This is a genomic window from Streptococcus mitis (assembly GCF_000722755.1).
GTDB lineage: Bacteria > Bacillota > Bacilli > Lactobacillales > Streptococcaceae > Streptococcus > Streptococcus mitis_CM.
In genome coordinates, this window is record NZ_JPFY01000013.1 from 421,705 (window position 1) to 439,711 (window position 18,007).

The following is an 18,007-nucleotide window of genomic DNA, read 5'->3' on the forward strand; positions in this document are numbered from 1 at the left end:
TTCTTTATTGGAAACGATAGTATTTTCAATCTCCGTTTTTTTAGCAGGGATCTTGTCCTTCTTTTCCCCTTGCATTTTCCCTCTGTTACCTGTCTATACTGGTATCTTATTGGATGATCAGGATAGTGCAAAAAGTTTTTCATTATTTGGGAAAAAAGTTGCCTGGTCAGGTTTGATTCGAACACTTTGCTTTATTGCAGGTATCTCTCTCATTTTCTTTATCTTAGGATTTGGTGCTGGTTACTTTGGTAATATTCTCTATGCAAATTGGTTTCGATATGTCATGGGAACAATTATTATCATTTTGGGCCTTCACCAGATGGAAATTTTTCATTTTAAGAAATTAGAGGTTCAAAAAAGCTTTACCTTTAAAAAATCAGATTCTAATCGTTATTGGTCAGCTTTTTTACTTGGTATTACCTTTAGCTTTGGTTGGACGCCTTGTATTGGGCCGGTTTTAAGTTCTGTCTTAGCACTTGCGGCTTCTGGAGGTAATGGCGCTTGGCAAGGAGCTATCTATACTCTTATTTACACTCTGGGAATGGCCATTCCTTTCTTGGTCTTGGCTCTAGCTTCAGGCGTAGTGATGCCTTATTTTAGTAAACTCAAGCGCCATATGATGCTACTGAAGAAAATTGGTGGTTTCCTCATTATTTTAATGGGAATTTTGTTACTATTAGGACAAGTAAATGTTCTAGCTGGTATTTTTGAATAAAGGAGAAAAAGATGAAAAAAGTAATGTTTGCTGGCTTAAGCCTCTTGTCACTAGTTGTATTGATGGCCTGTGGCGAGGAAGAGACTAAAAAGACTAAAGCTCCACAACAATCCCCAAAACAACAGCAACAAACGCCTGTACAACAAATTGCTGTTGGAAAAGAGGCTCCAGACTTCACCTTGCAATCTATGGATGGTAAAGAAGTTAAGTTATCTGATTATAAGGGGAAAAAAGTCTACTTGAAGTTTTGGGCTTCATGGTGTGGTCCATGTAAGAAAAGTATGCCTGAGTTGATGGAATTAGCTACGAAACAAGATCGTGATTTCGAAATTCTTAGTGTCATTGCACCAGGAATTCAAGGTGAAAAAACTGTCGAGCAATTCCCACAATGGTTCCAAGATCAAGGTTATAAAGATATCCCAGTTCTTTATGACACAAAAGCAACCACATTCCAAGCTTATCAAATTCGAAGCATTCCTACAGAATACCTGATTGACAGTCAAGGAAAGATTGGAAAGATACAATTTGGTGTTATCAGTAATGCGGATGCAGAAGCAGCCTTTAAAGAAATGAACTAGAATCAAGATTTTAAAATAGTATTTATACAATCAATCCCCTAGATTTTAGATAGTATTAATCTAAGATTTAGGGGATTTTTGCTATCAATAAATTAAGTTTAAAAAAAGAAGGGAGTTCTGTATTATACAGATTCCCCTTTTTTTCTTTAAACATAATATTTATTTTTTAGCTTTAAGAAGTTTATTATATCATAGCTTCTCGTTGATAAAGCGGATAAACTGATTCCACCAAACTTTTAAGAAGAAGGCTTTTTCTACTTTCTTTTCTGCTACCATTTCAAAACTAGGACGTTCTGTGGTGATGTAACCTTGACCAATCAAGTCTGAGTCTTCATAAGTCAAATGTCCAACCACTGTTCCGGCTTCAAGTGGTGCTGGAATTGCCTTAGAATCAGGTGTGAATTGAACAGATTGAGAAGATTGATTTCCAATACGTTCAATTAGAGAGATATCATCTTTAGCAACAGCAGTGACTGTATCTTCTTTTCCGTCTTGTACAGGGACTTTGCTATCTTGATAGGCATCACCTTTCTGAACGATTTTGCGAAGTGTGAATGTAGAAGAGATATAATCCATTAGTGAAGATGTAGCTGTGAAGCGAGCGTAAAGATTATTGTCTTGATGATCCGCATTCAAAACAACTGTGATAACCCTCATGCCTTTTTCGACAGTAGTACCAACAAAAGACTCTCCAGCCTTATCTGTGGTCCCTGTTTTTAATCCATCAAAACCACCGCGATAAGCAGGCATACCCTCTAACATGTAATTGGTAGAAGTGATTGTCATTCCAGCAAAAGTAGAAGAAGGTTTTTTCGTGATTTCTAAGACTTGTGGGTATTTTTTGATGAGGTTGCGAGCAACGATAGCGACATCATAAGCACTGAGCTTATTTTCCTCATCTTTTTTAGAGCCTGGGTAAATGTTATCACCTAGACTCTCATTGTTAAGCCCCGTCGTATTGACAACAGTTGCATCCGAAATTCCCCATTCCAAGAGTTTTGCCCGCATCATATCGACGAAATCTTTTTCTGAGCCAGCAATTTTCTCAGCTAGCGCAATAGCCGCACTGTTGGCGCTAGATACCAGGGTTGCCTCAAGTAGTTGTTCGACGGTATAATTACGAGCTTCCATAGGAACGTTACTCGCTTCAGAATTTGTCGTTAATTTGTAAGGATAATCAGAAATATCTACCGGAGTTGATAGTGTAATACTGCCGTTTTCCAAGGCTTCATAGACAAGATAAACAGTAATTAACTTTGTGATTGAAGCAATTTCAACTGGCTGGGTTGCATCTTTCTCATAGAGAATTTTACCAGTATTCGCCTCAACAGCAATTGCATGTTTAGCAGCAATATTAAAATCTTGGGCAGCAACAGTAGATGCTGAGCCAATAACGGAAAGGCTTAAAAGAGTTAAAATTATTTTTTTCATAGTAAGTTTATTCTATCATAAAGAAAAAAATATTCCCAGTTTCATGATAGAAGAAAGAAGCTTTTTTGAAAGTGTGGTAAAATAGATGAATGGAGGTACTTCATGTTTCGTAAGAATAAATTATTTTTTTGGACCAGTGAGATTTTACTATTAACCATCATCTTCTATTTATGGAGACAGATGGGAGCGATTATTACACCTTTTGTAAGCGTTGCAAACACTATAATGATTCCCTTTCTTTTAGGTGGTTTTTTATATTATTTGACCAATCCTATTGTAAATTTTTTACAAAAGTATTTCAAAATTAACCGTATCATTGGTATTTTACTAACCTTGTGTGCCTTGGTCTGGGGGCTAGTTATTGGAGTAGTTTATCTTTTACCGATTTTGATTAATCAGTTGACCAGTTTGATAGCAACAAGTCAGACAATTTATAGTCGTTTGCAAGATTTGATTGTGGATTTATCTACTTATCCAGCCTTTCAAAATTTAGATATTCAAGCGACAATTCAACAATTAAATCTATCCTATGTAGATATTCTACAAAATATCTTAAATAGTGTGACGAATAGTGTTGGAAGTGTCTTATCTGCGCTCTTTAGTACCGTTTTGATTATTATCATGACCCCTGTGTTCTTAATTTATTTTTTGTTAGACGGTAACAAGTTCTTGCCGATGCTTGAACGTACTGTTTTAAAGAGAGATAAGCTACATATTGCAGGCCTATTAAAGAATTTGAATGCGACAATTGCTCGCTATATTAGTGGAGTTGCAATTGATGCGATTATTATTGGGTGTTTGGCCTTTATTGGATATAGTATTATTGGTTTAAAATATGCTTTGGTCTTCGCCATCTTTTCAGGATTAGCCAATCTCATTCCTTATGTGGGACCAAGTATTGGCTTGATTCCAATGATTATCGCTAATGTCTTTACTGATCCTCATAGAATGCTGATTGCAGTTGTTTATATGCTGATTATTCAACAAGTAGATGGAAATATCCTCTACCCTCGAATCGTTGGTGGGGTAATGAAGGTTCATCCAATTACGATTTTAGTATTGCTTTTGTTATCAAGTAATATCTATGGTGTCATTGGCATGATTGTCGCAGTACCAACCTATTCTATCTTGAAAGAAATTTCTAAGTTTTTATCACGTTTGTATGAAAATCATAAAATAATGAAAGAACGAGAAAGAGAATTAGCTAAGTAAAAGTCAGGAAATTCCTGATTTTTCTTTTTATTTAGGCAAGTGATAGGAGTGGAAGTGCCGTTTAGATTAGTAGATTAAGAATAATTCACAAAAACTTTGTAAAACACTTGCAATTTAGCTGAAATTTGATAAAATAGTAAGGAAAGTTAGACTGTATTGCCTACTGTCTATCTATAAAATATATTTTATTGGAGGCTTTTACTCAAATGGCAAAAGAAAAATACGATCGTAGTAAACCACACGTTAACATTGGTACTATCGGACACGTTGACCACGGTAAAACTACCCTAACTGCAGCTATCACAACTGTTTTGGCACGTCGCTTGCCTTCATCAGTTAACCAACCTAAAGACTATGCGTCTATCGATGCTGCTCCAGAAGAACGCGAACGCGGTATCACAATCAACACTGCGCACGTTGAGTACGAAACTGAAAAACGTCACTACGCTCACATCGACGCTCCAGGACACGCGGACTACGTTAAAAACATGATCACTGGTGCCGCTCAAATGGACGGAGCTATCCTTGTAGTAGCTTCAACTGACGGACCAATGCCACAAACTCGTGAGCACATCCTTCTTTCACGTCAGGTTGGTGTTAAACACCTTATCGTCTTCATGAACAAAGTTGACTTGGTTGACGACGAAGAATTGCTTGAATTGGTTGAAATGGAAATCCGTGACCTATTGTCAGAATACGACTTCCCAGGTGACGATCTTCCAGTTATCCAAGGTTCAGCTCTTAAAGCCCTTGAAGGTGACACTAAATACGAAGACATCGTTATGGAATTGATGAACACAGTTGATGAGTACATCCCAGAACCAGAACGTGACACTGACAAACCATTGCTTCTTCCAGTCGAAGACGTATTCTCAATCACTGGACGTGGTACAGTTGCTTCAGGACGTATCGACCGTGGTATCGTTAAAGTCAACGACGAAATCGAAATCGTTGGTATCAAAGAAGAAACTCAAAAAGCAGTTGTTACTGGTGTTGAAATGTTCCGTAAACAACTTGACGAAGGTCTTGCCGGAGATAACGTAGGTGTCCTTCTTCGTGGTGTTCAACGTGACGAAATCGAACGTGGACAAGTTATCGCTAAACCAGGTTCAATCAACCCACACACTAAATTCAAAGGTGAAGTTTACATCCTTACTAAAGAAGAAGGTGGACGTCACACTCCATTCTTCAACAACTACCGTCCACAATTCTACTTCCGTACTACTGACGTTACAGGTTCAATCGAACTTCCAGCAGGTACTGAAATGGTAATGCCTGGTGATAACGTGACAATCGACGTTGAGTTGATCCACCCAATCGCCGTAGAACAAGGTACTACATTCTCTATCCGTGAGGGTGGACGTACTGTTGGTTCAGGTATGGTTACAGAAATCGAAGCTTAATTCGATTTAGTTCCCAGAAGAACAATTATTTAAGTCAGACACTAAAAGAATCTTGCTTTGCAAGGTTCTTTTTCATTATGTCACTATTAGTCCGTCTAGCTCCGTTAGGTGTGAGACAAATAAATGATGGCTGTGAAATATTTTTACTTTTCATGGAAAAATTGTTTTGAGAAAGATTCCATCTTTTTTTGGGGGGAGTAATTTGTAGATATAAAAAAAACAAACACTAAAATGATGTTTGTCTTTGGTGTGTAGCTCCGTTAGTTGGTCAGTTATAATTATGTTAATTAGCAAATCTGATGCAGACCGCTTCTGGGACATGGAAGTCATTAGAAAGTTCTGCTAGACGACCAGTTTCAGGATTGCGTTTAAAGACGGTTGCATTGTCAGAGTCTTGATGGATAGCAATGACAAATTCTTGATCCGGTGTCAAATCAAAATCACGTGGAGTCTGACCATGAGTCGGAACGATTTCTAACAACTCTAAACTACCGTCCGCAAGGATTGTATATACTGCGATAGAATCATGACCACGGTTAGAAGCGTAGAGGTATTTACCGTCTTTAGAGAGACGAATAGCAGCAGTACCATTAAAGCCTTCATAACCGTCTGGTAGAGTTGAAATGACTTGCATGCGTTCAAATTCGCCAACACCATCGTAGATTAGAACTTCGATAGTGCTATTAAGTTCACAAATGAGATAAGCAATTTTATAATGGTTATGGAAAATAATATGGCGTGAGCCTGCTCCTGGCTGGCTGTGATAGGTATAGAGTTTAGATAATTTTCCTTCTTGATCAAGATCATAAGTGATGACTTGGTCAGTTCCCAAGTCACAGGTCACTAGATAGTGGTCAGGTGTTAAATCTGTATAGTGAACATGTGGAGAAGCTTGATTTTCATGTGGACCTTGGCCACTGTGTTGATCCACATCACTAAGTAGAAGACGACCATCTTCCTGACGTTTATAAACAAAGACCTGTCCCTTGTGGTAGTTTGCTGCGTACACCAAATCACGCTTTTCATCAACGGCAACATAACAGTGGGGAGCTCCTTCTTCCACGACATGATTTAATAAGGTTCCATCAGTTTGATAGGCTGCAATCCCCCCCTTATCGTCTTGACTACCAACAGTGTATAAATGTTGGTGTTGGTCAAAGGCAAGGTAGGTCGGACTTGGCTCAGCTGCAAAAAGTTCTAAATTTGAAAGCTGACCAGTTTCTGTATCGAAGTCTGCCTTGTAAATCCCTTGGGAAGTCCGACGTGTATAAGTTCCAAAATAAACAGTTTCTTTCATAACTTTACCTCTTTATAAAGATAAGTCTATTATATCACAAAATGAATTTATAATATGCTATGCGGTGCAATTCAATGGAATGTAAGCACTTTAAAAAGAGTTATTTTGATTTAAAAATGGTATAATGAGAGAACAATAGAAAGGAAGTATTTATGGAGCAAAAAGAGAAACATTTTAGCCTATCTTGGTTTTTCAAGTGGTTTTTGGATAACAAGGCAATTACGGTATTTTTGGTAACCTTATTATTGGGACTGAATCTTTTTATTTTAAGCAAGATTAGTTTTCTATTTTCACCGGTTGTAGACTTTTTGGCAGTTGTGATGTTGCCAGTCATTCTATCTGGTTTGCTATATTATTTATTAAATCCTATCGTTGATTGGATGGAGAAGCATAAGATTAATCGCGTCATAGCAATCAGTATTGTCTTTGTGATCATCGCTCTCTTTATCATTTGGGGCTTGGCAGTCGCTATTCCAAATCTGCAACGTCAAGTTTTAACCTTTGCAAGGAATGTTCCAGTCTACCTCGAAGATGCAGACAGAGTTGTTAATGATTTGGTCACCAAGCGTTTACCAGATGATTTCAGACCTCAATTAGAGCAAGTTTTAACAAACTTCTCTAGTCAGGCTACAGTTTGGGCAAGTAAGGTTTCATCTCAGGCAGTCAACTGGGTGAGTGCCTTTATTAGCGGGGCATCTCAAGTGATTGTTGCCTTGATTATCGTTCCTTTCATGCTCTTTTACCTTTTGCGTGATGGGAAAGGCTTGCGTAACTATTTAACCCAATTCATGCCAACGAAATTGAAGGAACCTGTAGGACAGGTTTTGTCAGATGTGAATCAACAGTTGTCCAACTATGTTAGAGGACAAGTAACAGTGGCTATTATTGTAGCAGTAATGTTTATCATCTTCTTCAAGATTATTGGTTTACGCTATGCAGTTACGTTGGGGGTTACTGCTGGTATTTTAAATCTGGTTCCTTATTTGGGTAGCTTCTTAGCCATGCTTCCTGCCCTAGTATTGGGCTTGATTGCTGGGCCAGTCATGCTTTTAAAAGTAGTGATTGTCTTTATCGTAGAACAAACTATTGAAGGCCGTTTTGTCTCTCCATTGATTTTGGGAAGTCAATTAAACATCCATCCTATTAATGTTCTTTTTGTCTTGTTAACTTCAGGATCCATGTTTGGTATCTGGGGAGTCTTGCTCGGTATTCCAGTTTATGCCTCTGCTAAAGTTGTCATTTCAGCCATTTTTGAATGGTATAAGGTAGTCAGTGGCCTATATGAACTAGAGGGAGAGGAAATCAAGAGTGAACAATAGTCAACAGATGTTACAGGCCTTGGAAGAGCAAGATTTAACCAAGGCTGAGCACTATTTCGTCAAAGCTTTAGAAAATGATCCAAGTGACCTTCTGTATGAGTTAGCTACTTATCTAGAAGGGATTGGTTTTTATCCTCAGGCAAAGGAAATTTACCTGAAAATCATAGAGGATTTTCCAGAGGTTAATCTCAATCTGGCAGCTATTGCTAGCGAGGATGGTCAAATCGAAGAAGCCTTTGCTTATCTTGAGGAAATCCAAGCTGACAGTGACTGGTATGTTTCAGCTTTGGCTCTGAAAGCAGACCTTTACCAGCTGGAAGGTTTGACAGATGTAGCGCGTGAGAAACTGCTGGAGGCTTTGACCTACTCAGAGGATCCTCTCTTGATATTGGGCTTAGCAGAGTTGGATAGTGAGTTGGAAAATTACCAAGAAGCTATTCAAGGCTATGCCCAGTTAGATAATCGTACTATTTATGAGCAAACAGGCATTTCTACCTATCAACGGATTGGCTTTGCCTATGCCCAGTTAGGGAAATTTGAAACAGCTACAGAGTTTTTAGAAAAAGCCCTGGAGTTAGAATACGATGACCTAACAGCTTTTGAGTTGGCCAGTCTTTACTTTGATAGAGAAGAATACCAAAAAGCTGTCCTCTACTTTAAGCAACTTGATACCATTTCACCTGATTTTGAAGGATATGAGTATGGTTACAGTCAGGCCTTACATAAGGAACATCAAGTTCAAGAAGCCCTGCGTATCACTAAGCAAGGCTTAGAGAAAAATCCCTTTGAAACTCGCCTCTTGCTGGCTGCTTCACAATTCTCTTATGAATTGCATGATGCCAGTGGTGCAGAAAACTACCTCCTTACTGCAAAAGAAGACGCTGAGGATACGGAAGAAATCTTACTCCGTCTAGCCACTATTTATCTAGAACAGGAACGTTATGAGGACATTCTAGACTTGCAAAATGATGAGCCAGAGAATCTTTTGACCAAGTGGATGATTGCTCGTTCCTATCAAGAAATGGACGATTTGGATACTGCCTACGAGCATTATCAAGAGTTGGCAGGAGATTTAAAGGATAATCCAGAGTTTCTGGAACACTATATCTATCTCTTGCGTGAATTGGGTTATTTTGAAGAAGCAAAAGTCAATGCGCAAGCTTACTTAAAACTGGTTCCAGATGATGTACAAATGCAAGAATTGTATGAGAGATTGCAGGAATAAAATGTTTTAAAGCTATATCTTATCATTTTTCATAGTATCATCTACAGGTTATTTTATCTATTGTATGGTGAGAGTATATTTGAGTTATTGTGTTTGTATTCGAATTTACAATACAATACATAAGAAGTGAGATAAGTAATATTTTTAAAAGCACAATCTTAGATTTTATAACAATAAAAAGAAAAGTTCTCATTTTATAAGAAACTCAGACTGAAAACAAAGCCCTTAGATTAAAAGTTTCTAAGGGCATTTTTTCTAAAGTTGTATAATAGATGTCAGAAAAGTTGTGAGATGTTTCCTATGTTTCATAAAGAAAATCCAGACAATAACCGCAATCAGGTTGTCTTTTACATGCTAGATAAACTCGTTCCGCAAGAACATTTTCTTAGTCAGATTGGACAAGATATTGATTTTCCTTCATCTATGACTGAATCGTATCCAATAACCACAAATATACTCACAAAGTGTTGATAATCAAGCTAAGTTTATGTGGAAGTTAAGATTGACTTAGAACGGAAAAACCACGGAAAACAGGGCGGGAAATTTTTTTTCATTGAAAAGTATTTTGTAGAGGTTTCAATTTTTTTAAGGATAGGAGATCTGGAGAAATAAAAAAGACAAACACTAGAATAATGTTTGTCTTCGGTATGGAGTTCTCATTTAATGAGAACCTAGTTACAATTAGTTTTTAGAAGCTTCTTGGAATTCTGGGTTTTTCCATGCTTCGTCAATGATAGCTTGTAATTCTTTAGCAGATGCTTGCATTTTTTGAGTTTCTGCGTCGTTCAATGGGATATTTACTGGACGAACAATACCATGTGCACCAACAACAGCTGGTTGACCGATAAAGACGTTTTTAACTCCGTATTGACCTTCTTGGAATACTGAAAGTGGAAGTACTGCGTTTTCATCGTCAAGGATTGCTTTAGTAATACGAGCAAGAGCTACTGCGATACCGTAGTATGTCGCACCTTTTTTGTTGATGATTGTGTAAGCTGCGTCACGAACACCTTCGAACAATTCAATCAATTCAGCTTCTTGAACATTTTGAGTGTCTTTAAGGAATTCTTCAAGGTTTACACCAGCGATGTTAGCGTGTGACCAAACAGCGAACTCAGAGTCACCGTGTTCACCCATGATGTAGGCGTGCACTGAACGAGCATCAACATCCAATTTTTCAGCAAGTGCTTGACGGAAACGAGCTGAGTCAAGTGAAGTTCCTGAACCGATAACGCGTTCTTTAGGGAATCCAGAGAATTTCCATGTTGAGTAAGTCAAGACGTCAACTGGGTTAGCAGCAACAAGGAAGATACCTTTGAAACCTGATTCAACAACTTGAGTTACGATTGATTTGTTGATAGCAAGGTTTTTACCTACAAGGTCAAGACGAGTTTCACCTGGTTTTTGAGGCGCACCTGCAGTGATTACAACAAGGTCAGCGTCTGCACAGTCAGAGTATTGAGCTGCATAGATTTTTTTAGGTGAAGTGAAAGCAAGGGCGTGACTAAGATCAAGCGCGTCACCAACAGCTTTTTCATGCAATTGTGGAATTTCGATAATTCCAAGCTCTTGTGCAATTCCTTGGTTAACAAGTGCAAAAGCGTAAGAAGAACCTACAGCACCATCACCGACAAGGATAACTTTTTTGTGTTGTTTAGTTGAAGTCATTATTCTAAACATCTCCTTAATTTTATTCAGGGATTTCCCCAGTTATTTCAATTTTATCACTTTTAAAAAGCTTTGTCACGGATATGCATTTCAGTTCTTGATGTAAACGTTTTAGTGGTATTAGATACCTGAAATATGGCGGACATTATGGTATAATATAATTTATACTAATAGTGAAATGAGGCATTTATTAATGCAGGATAGAAATTTAGTGAATGTCAATCTGACAAAGGAGATGAAGACGAGCTTTATCGACTACGCCATGAGTGTTATCGTAGCGCGGGCCCTTCCTGATGTTCGAGATGGCTTGAAACCTGTTCACCGTCGGATTCTCTACGGAATGAATGAACTGGGTGTTACTCCAGACAAACCTCATAAAAAATCTGCTCGTATTACAGGGGATGTTATGGGTAAATATCACCCACACGGGGATTCCTCTATCTATGAAGCCATGGTCCGTATGGCTCAATGGTGGAGTTACCGTTACATGCTTGTAGATGGTCATGGGAACTTTGGTTCCATGGATGGTGATGGTGCTGCCGCCCAGCGTTATACTGAGGCACGTATGAGCAAGATTGCTCTGGAGATGCTTCGTGATATCAATAAAAATACGGTTGATTTCGTTGATAACTATGATGCCAATGAACGTGAACCTTTAGTCCTTCCAGCTCGTTTTCCAAATCTTTTAGTTAATGGAGCTACTGGTATCGCTGTCGGTATGGCGACCAATATTCCACCTCATAACTTGGGTGAAACTATTGATGCTGTGAAGTTGGTCATGGACAATCCTGAAGTGACCACTAAGGATTTGATGGAAGTCTTGCCTGGGCCAGATTTTCCAACTGGTGCCCTGGTTATGGGGAAATCAGGCATTCATAAGGCTTACGAAACTGGTAAAGGTTCTATTGTTCTTCGTTCTCGTACTGAAATTGAAGAAACTAAGACTGGCCGTGAGCGCATCGTTGTAACAGAATTTCCTTACATGGTCAATAAAACAAAGGTGCATGAGCATATTGTTCGTTTGGTTCAGGAAAAACGCATTGAGGGCATCACAGCAGTCCGTGATGAGTCAAACCGTGAAGGAGTTCGTTTCGTAATCGAGGTCAAACGAGATGCATCCGCAAATGTTATCCTCAATAACCTCTTCAAGATGACCCAGATGCAAACCAACTTTGGTTTCAATATGCTTGCTATCCAAAATGGGGTGCCGAAGATTTTGTCTCTTCGTCAGATTTTGGATGCTTATATCGAACACCAAAAAGAAGTGGTTGTTCGTCGTACTCGTTTTGATAAGGAAAAAGCGGAAGCGCGTGCTCATATTTTAGAAGGTCTCTTGATTGCGCTAGACCATATCGATGAAGTGATTCGTATCATCCGTGCTAGTGAAACGGATGCGGAAGCACAAGCTGAGTTGATGAGCAAGTTTAAGCTTTCTGAACGTCAAAGTCAAGCCATTCTTGATATGCGTCTTCGTCGTTTGACAGGTTTGGAACGCGATAAGATTCAGTCTGAGTACGATGACCTCTTGGCTCTGATTGCAGATTTAGCAGATATTCTTGCTAAGCCCGAACGTGTTTCTCAAATCATCAAGGATGAATTAGATGAAGTCAAGCGTAAGTTTGGTGATCAACGTCGTACGGAATTGATGGTCGGTGAAGTCTTGAGTCTTGAAGATGAGGATCTAATTGAAGAAGCTGATGTCTTGATCACTCTTTCTAATAAAGGATACATCAAACGTCTGGACCAAGCTGAGTTTACTGCTCAAAAACGTGGGGGGCGCGGTGTTCAAGGCACAGGTGTTAAGGATGACGATTTTGTTCGTGAGTTAGTATCAACTAGCACGCATGATCATTTGCTCTTCTTTACAAATAAAGGACGTGTTTATCGTCTTAAAGGTTATGAAATTCCTGAATATGGCCGTACAGCCAAGGGATTGCCGATTGTCAATCTTTTAAAATTGGATGAAGGCGAAAGTATTCAGACTATTATCAATGTTGAGTCTGAACGCAGTGATGATGCTTATCTCTTCTTCACAACCCGTCATGGCATTGTGAAGAGAACCAGCGTCAAGGAATTTGCTAACATTCGTCAAAATGGACTTAAAGCACTGAATCTGAAAGATGAAGATGAGTTGATTAATGTATTGTTGACGGAAAAAGATACGGACATTATCATTGGTACAAAGTTTGGTTATGCAGTTCGCTTTAATCAATCAGCTGTTCGTGGTATGAGTCGTATCGCCACTGGTGTGAAAGGTGTGAATCTCCGTGACGGAGACACAGTTGTTGGTGCTAGTGTGATTACAGACCAGGACGAGGTTCTTATCATCACAGAAAAGGGCTATGGTAAGCGCACAGTTGCGACCGAATATCCAACTAAAGGTCGTGGTGGTAAAGGGATGCAAACCGCTAAGATTACAGAAAAGAACGGTTCTCTTGCTGGTCTTATGACCGTTAAAGGCGATGAAGATTTGATGATTATCACTGATACGGGTGTCATGATTCGAACTAACGTTGCCGATATCTCACAAACAGGTCGCTCAACTATGGGAGTTAAAGTGATGCGCCTGGACCAAGATGCTAAAATTGTAACCTTTACTACGGTTGCAGCGGCAGAAAAAGAAGAAGTTGGGACAGAAAACGAAACAGAAGGTGAAGCATAATGTCTCATAAAAAGAATAATAAGAAAATCAAACGAAAAAATCTGCTGACAAATATCTTGGCTGTATTTCTCATACTGATCTCTATTGCTTTAATTTTTAATGCAAAGATTCGTGATGCATTTATTGCTTGGAATAGTAATAAATACCAAGTTAGTCAAGTATCAAAAGAAAAAATAGAAGAAAATCAGGACACAGAGGGAAATTTTGATTTTGATTCAGTAAAAGCCATTTCCTCTGAAGCTGTTTTAGCCTCTCAATGGGATAATCAAAAATTACCTGTTATCGGAGGAATTGCAATACCTGAGCTTGAAATTAATTTACCTATCTTTAAGGGGATTGCAAATGTCAATCTTTTATATGGTGCGGGTACCATGAAGCGTGACCAAGAAATGGGTAAAGGGAATTATTCATTAGCTAGCCATCATATTTTCACAGGTGATAATGCTAGTCAGATGCTTTTTTCTCCACTAGATCGTGCGAAAAAAGGGATGAAAATTCACTTGACAGATAAGAATAAAGTGTATACCTATGAAATTAGTGAAGTGAAACGAGTTACACCAGATAGAGTAGATGAAATTGATGACCGAACTGGTGTTGATGAAATTACTTTAGTAACTTGTGAGGATGCAGCAGCTACTGAGCGGATCATTGTAAAGGGTGATTTGAAAGAAACAAAAGATTATTCACAAACATCTGACGAAATTTTGACAGCCTTCAATCAACCATATAAACAATTTTATTAGTTCTAAAAGAATCAGTGAAGATTAAGTTTCATTGATTCTTTTAATATTTTCGTAAAATAAACTTTTATGAAATACAGAAAACGTTTCCTTAATTCTAAAGTTTGTGATATAATTATCACAAATAAAAGTTTTAGGAGTTTATTATGGTTTCTTCAGAATTTATCTCAAAGATTGAATTTGCTTGCAAGAAGAAAGAAAGTCTTTATAGTCAAAGCAAATTTAAGTATGCGATTCGTTCGATGTTCGCAGGTGCATTTTTAACCTTCAGTACAGCTGCAGGTGCAGTTGGAGCTGACTTGATTAATAAAATTGCACCAGGTAGTGGACGCTTCCTATTCCCATTTGTCTTTGCTTGGGGATTGGCCTACATTGTTTTCTTGAATGCCGAGTTGGTAACGTCAAATATGATGTTCTTAACTGCTGGTAGTTTCTTGAAAAAAATCTCTTGGAGAAAAACAGCTGAGATTTTACTTTACTGTACCTTTTTCAACCTTATCGGGGCCTTGATAGCAGGTTGGGGCTTTGCTCATTCGGCAGCCTATGCACATCTGACTCACGATAGTTTCATCTCAGGGGTTGTTGAGATGAAGTTAGGTCGTTCAAATGAATTAATCTTGCTTGAGGCGATTTTGGCAAATATTTTCGTAAATATTGCGATTCTTTCATTTGTTTTGGTCAAAGATGGCGGCGCTAAACTATGGCTCGTTTTATCAGCAATTTACATGTTTGTATTTTTAACAAACGAGCACATCGCTGCGAACTTTGCTTCTTTCGCGATTGTGAAATTCAGTGTTGCTGCGGATTCAATTGCTAACTTCGGTGTTGGAAATATGCTTCGTCACTGGGGTGTAACCTTCATTGGAAACTTTATCGGAGGAGGCCTCTTGATGGGTCTTCCATATGCCTTCCTCAATAAAAACGAAGATACTTACGTAGATTAAGAAAATGAGCACGATTAAGTCGTGCTTTTTCGTTTTTAAAATAGGGTAATAGCTATTTCTTATATCAAAATATAGAAAACTGATATTTGTAAACTATACCTTATGGTGCTACAATATCCTTAATCAAACTATTTGGAGGTCGTTTTATGACTCGTGATTTTAAATTTGAAACTTTGCAACTACATGCTGGGCAAGTTGTGGATCCAGCTACCAAGTCTCGTGCAGTGCCAATTTATCAGACAACATCCTTTGTTTTTGATGACACGCAGGAAGGTGCCGATTTGTTTGCCTTGAGAAAACCAGGGAACATTTATACTCGTATCACAAACCCTACAACAGCTGCCTTCGAAGAAAGAATTGCTGCTCTTGAAGGTGGTGTTGGAGCTCTTGCAACCGCATCAGGTATGGCCGCAGTGACTTATACGATTTTGGCGCTTGCCCATGCTGGTGATCATGTAGTAGCGGCATCAACTATTTACGGCGGGACTTTCAACCTCTTGAAAGAAACCCTTCCTCGTTATGGTATCACAACAACCTTTGTGGATGTGGATAATTTAGAGGAAGTGGAAGCAGCGATCAAAGACAATACCAAGCTTGTATTGATTGAAACCTTGGGCAATCCCTTGATTAACATTCCTGACTTGGAAAAATTGGCTGAGATTGCTCATAAACATCAGATTCCACTAGTTTCGGACAATACTTTTGCTACACCTTATTTGATTAATGTCTTTTCTCACGGTGTAGATATTGCCATTCACTCTGCGACTAAGTTTATCGGTGGACATGGTACAACTATTGGAGGAGTGATCGTTGATAGTGGTCGTTTTGACTGGGCAGCTTCAGGAAAATTCCCTCAATTTGTTGAGGAAGACCCAAGCTATCACAACTTGAGCTATACTCGTGATGTGGGGGCAGCAGCCTTTATTATCGCTGTCCGTGTTCAATTACTTCGTGATACAGGTGCAGCCTTGTCACCATTCAATGCCTTTCTCTTGCTCCAAGGACTTGAAACCCTTTCTCTTCGAGTGGAACGCCATGTACAAAATGCAGAGAAAATTGTTGATTTCCTTGTTAACCATCCTAAGGTAGAAAAGGTCAATTATCCAAAACTTGCAGATAGTCCTTACCATGCCTTGGCTGAGAAATATTTACCAAAAGGTGTGGGTTCCATCTTTACCTTCCATGTCAAAGGTGGGGAGGCCGAAGCCCGCAAGGTAATTGATCATTTAGAAATCTTTTCTGACCTAGCAAATGTGGCAGATGCCAAATCGCTTGTTGTCCATCCAGCAACAACCACTCATGGTCAATTGTCAGAAAAGGACCTAGAAGCAGCAGGTGTTACACCAAACCAAATCCGCTTGTCAATCGGTCTTGAAAATGTTGATGATTTGATCGAAGATTTGCGCTTGGCCTTGGAAAAAATTTAAAGTAAAAAAAGATAAACGGTGGGTTTCGACTCGCTGTTTTTGATTTTCCTTCAGGCATGATATAATGGTTACAGAAGTCTAGAAAGAGGAACGATATGAACGAAATCAAATGCCCCAACTGTGGGGAAGTCTTTACAGTAAATGAAAGTCAGTATGTTGAACTTTTGTCTCAAGTGAGAACGGCAGAGTTTGATAAGGAATTGCACGATCGGATGAAGCAGGAACTGGCCTTGGCAGAGCAAAAGGCCATGAATGAACAACAGTCTAAACTAGCTCAAAAAGACCAAGAAATTGCTCAATTGCAGAGTCAAATCCAAAACTTTGATACAGAAAAAGAATTGGCCAAGAAAGAGGTTGAACAGACAAGCAATCAGGCCTTATTGGCTAAGGATAAGGAAGTACAGTCCTTGGAAAACCAATTGGCGACCTTACGTTTAGAGCATGAAAATCAACTACAGAAGACCCTCTCCGACCTAGAAAAAGAACGAGACCAGGTTAAAAATCAGCTTCTCTTGCAAGAAAAAGAAAACGAGCTTTCTCTTGCTTCTGTTAAGCAAAACTATGAAGCACAGCTCAAAGCAGCAAGTGAACAAGTTGAATTTTATAAGAATTTCAAAGCCCAACAATCTACAAAAGCTATCGGGGAAAGTCTGGAACACTATGCAGAGAGTGAGTTTAACAAGGTCCGTAGTTTTGCCTTTCCAAATGCCTACTTTGAGAAGGATAACAAGGTCTCTCCGCGTGGTTCCAAAGGGGACTTTATCTTTCGTGAGAGTGATGAAAATGGGGTAGAGATTATCTCCATTATGTTTGAGATGAAAAACGAAGCGGACGGAACAGAGAAGAAGCACAAGAATGCAGATTTTTACAAGGAATTGGACAAGGATCGTCGGGAGAAGAACTGTGAGTATGCCGTTTTGGTGACTATGCTTGAGGCCGATAATGACTACTTTAACACAGGGATTGTTGACGTCAGCCACGAGTATGAAAAGATGTATGTGGTTCGTCCCCAGTTCTTCATTCAGCTGATTGGACTCTTGCGTAATGCGGCTCTTAATTCTCTCAAATACAAACAAGAATTGGCCTTGGTTCGCGAACAAAATATTGACATTACGCATTTTGAAGAAGACTTGGATGCCTTTAAACAGGCCTTTGCTAAGAACTATAATTCAGCTTCGACCAACTTTGGTAAAGCTATCGACGAAATCGACAAGGCCATTAAGCGCATGGAAGAGGTTAAGAAGTTCCTGACAACATCTGAGAATCAACTTCGTTTAGCTAACAACAAATTAGAAGATGTTTCCGTCAAAAAATTGACCCGTAAAAATCCAACCATGAAAGCGAAGTTTGAAGCGCTGCAGGGGGAGTAGTATTACCTTAGAAACA

The 18,007-nt window shown here is 38.9% G+C and carries 14 protein-coding genes; 11 read left to right on the top strand and 3 right to left on the bottom strand.

The window, feature by feature from the left end:
• The first annotated feature begins 7 nt into the window (after positions 1–7).
• Together ccdA2 and sdbB are read left to right on the top strand one after the other, a co-directional pair.
• Positions 8–715, top strand: a complete 708-nt coding sequence (gene ccdA2, locus SK578_RS05295) for a thiol-disulfide oxidoreductase-associated membrane protein CcdA2 (RefSeq protein ID WP_042751026.1) — start codon at positions 8–10, stop codon at positions 713–715.
• Positions 716–726: 11 nt separating this feature from the next.
• A complete protein-coding gene (gene sdbB / locus SK578_RS05300) occupies positions 727–1,293 on the top strand; it encodes a thiol-disulfide oxidoreductase-associated lipoprotein SdbB (protein ID WP_042751028.1) in 567 nt (188 codons plus the stop codon).
• A 189-nt stretch (positions 1,294–1,482) separates the two neighbouring features.
• On the opposite strand, the gene pbp3 is transcribed toward sdbB, so the two are convergent.
• Positions 1,483–2,724, bottom strand: coding sequence for a D-alanyl-D-alanine carboxypeptidase PBP3 (pbp3, locus tag SK578_RS05305; RefSeq protein WP_042751030.1), 1,242 nt, complete (start codon positions 2,722–2,724; stop codon positions 1,483–1,485).
• 102 nt (positions 2,725–2,826) lie between these two features.
• Between pbp3 and SK578_RS05310 the strand changes: the two genes are divergently transcribed.
• Positions 2,827–3,936 carry an AI-2E family transporter gene (locus SK578_RS05310; RefSeq protein ID WP_042751032.1) on the top strand — a complete coding sequence of 370 codons (1,110 nt, stop codon included), beginning with the start codon at positions 2,827–2,829 and terminating at the stop codon, positions 3,934–3,936.
• Positions 3,937–4,142: 206 nt separating this feature from the next.
• Positions 4,143–5,339, top strand: a complete 1,197-nt coding sequence (gene tuf / locus SK578_RS05315; RefSeq protein WP_001040726.1) for an elongation factor Tu — start codon at positions 4,143–4,145, stop codon at positions 5,337–5,339.
• A 283-nt stretch (positions 5,340–5,622) separates the two neighbouring features.
• Here the strand turns inward: tuf and SK578_RS05320 are convergent, their stop codons facing one another.
• Positions 5,623–6,636 (bottom strand): lactonase family protein, encoded by a 1,014-nt coding sequence (locus tag SK578_RS05320; protein ID WP_042751034.1) that lies wholly within the window; start codon positions 6,634–6,636, stop codon positions 5,623–5,625.
• A gap of 152 nt (positions 6,637–6,788) precedes the next feature.
• Between SK578_RS05320 and SK578_RS05325 the strand changes: the two genes are divergently transcribed.
• Positions 6,789–7,955 carry an AI-2E family transporter gene (locus SK578_RS05325; protein ID WP_042751036.1) on the top strand — a complete coding sequence of 389 codons (1,167 nt, stop codon included), beginning with the start codon at positions 6,789–6,791 and terminating at the stop codon, positions 7,953–7,955.
• Positions 7,945–9,180: a tetratricopeptide repeat protein gene (locus SK578_RS05330; protein ID WP_042751038.1), complete on the top strand. Its 1,236-nt coding sequence runs from the start codon at positions 7,945–7,947 to the stop codon at positions 9,178–9,180. The genes SK578_RS05325 and SK578_RS05330 overlap by 11 nt, the downstream gene beginning before the upstream one ends.
• Positions 9,181–9,861: 681 nt before the next feature.
• On the opposite strand, the gene SK578_RS05340 is transcribed toward SK578_RS05330, so the two are convergent.
• Positions 9,862–10,848 (bottom strand): L-lactate dehydrogenase, encoded by a 987-nt coding sequence (locus SK578_RS05340; RefSeq protein ID WP_023942623.1) that lies wholly within the window; start codon positions 10,846–10,848, stop codon positions 9,862–9,864.
• Positions 10,849–11,041: 193 nt separating this feature from the next.
• Here SK578_RS05340 and gyrA point away from each other — a divergent pair, with 193 nt between their 5' ends.
• The 5 genes from gyrA (at position 11,042) to SK578_RS05365 (ending at position 17,991) form a co-directional block, all read left to right on the top strand.
• Complete coding sequence (gene gyrA / locus SK578_RS05345) at positions 11,042–13,510, top strand: DNA gyrase subunit A (protein WP_042751045.1); 2,469 nt, start codon at positions 11,042–11,044, stop codon at positions 13,508–13,510.
• Positions 13,510–14,253 carry a class A sortase gene (locus SK578_RS05350; RefSeq protein ID WP_033681684.1) on the top strand — a complete coding sequence of 248 codons (744 nt, stop codon included), beginning with the start codon at positions 13,510–13,512 and terminating at the stop codon, positions 14,251–14,253. Before gyrA ends, SK578_RS05350 begins: the two co-directional genes overlap by 1 nt.
• A gap of 143 nt (positions 14,254–14,396) precedes the next feature.
• Entirely contained in the window at positions 14,397–15,194 is a 798-nt protein-coding gene (locus SK578_RS05355; protein WP_042751047.1) for a formate/nitrite transporter family protein, read from the top strand.
• A gap of 146 nt (positions 15,195–15,340) precedes the next feature.
• Complete coding sequence (locus tag SK578_RS05360; RefSeq protein ID WP_042751050.1) at positions 15,341–16,621, top strand: O-acetylhomoserine aminocarboxypropyltransferase/cysteine synthase family protein; 1,281 nt, start codon at positions 15,341–15,343, stop codon at positions 16,619–16,621.
• A gap of 95 nt (positions 16,622–16,716) precedes the next feature.
• The gene (locus SK578_RS05365) at positions 16,717–17,991 is read left to right on the top strand and encodes a DUF2130 domain-containing protein (protein WP_042751052.1); all 1,275 of its coding nucleotides are present in this window, start codon (positions 16,717–16,719) and stop codon (positions 17,989–17,991) included.
• The last annotated feature ends 16 nt before the right edge of the window (positions 17,992–18,007 follow it).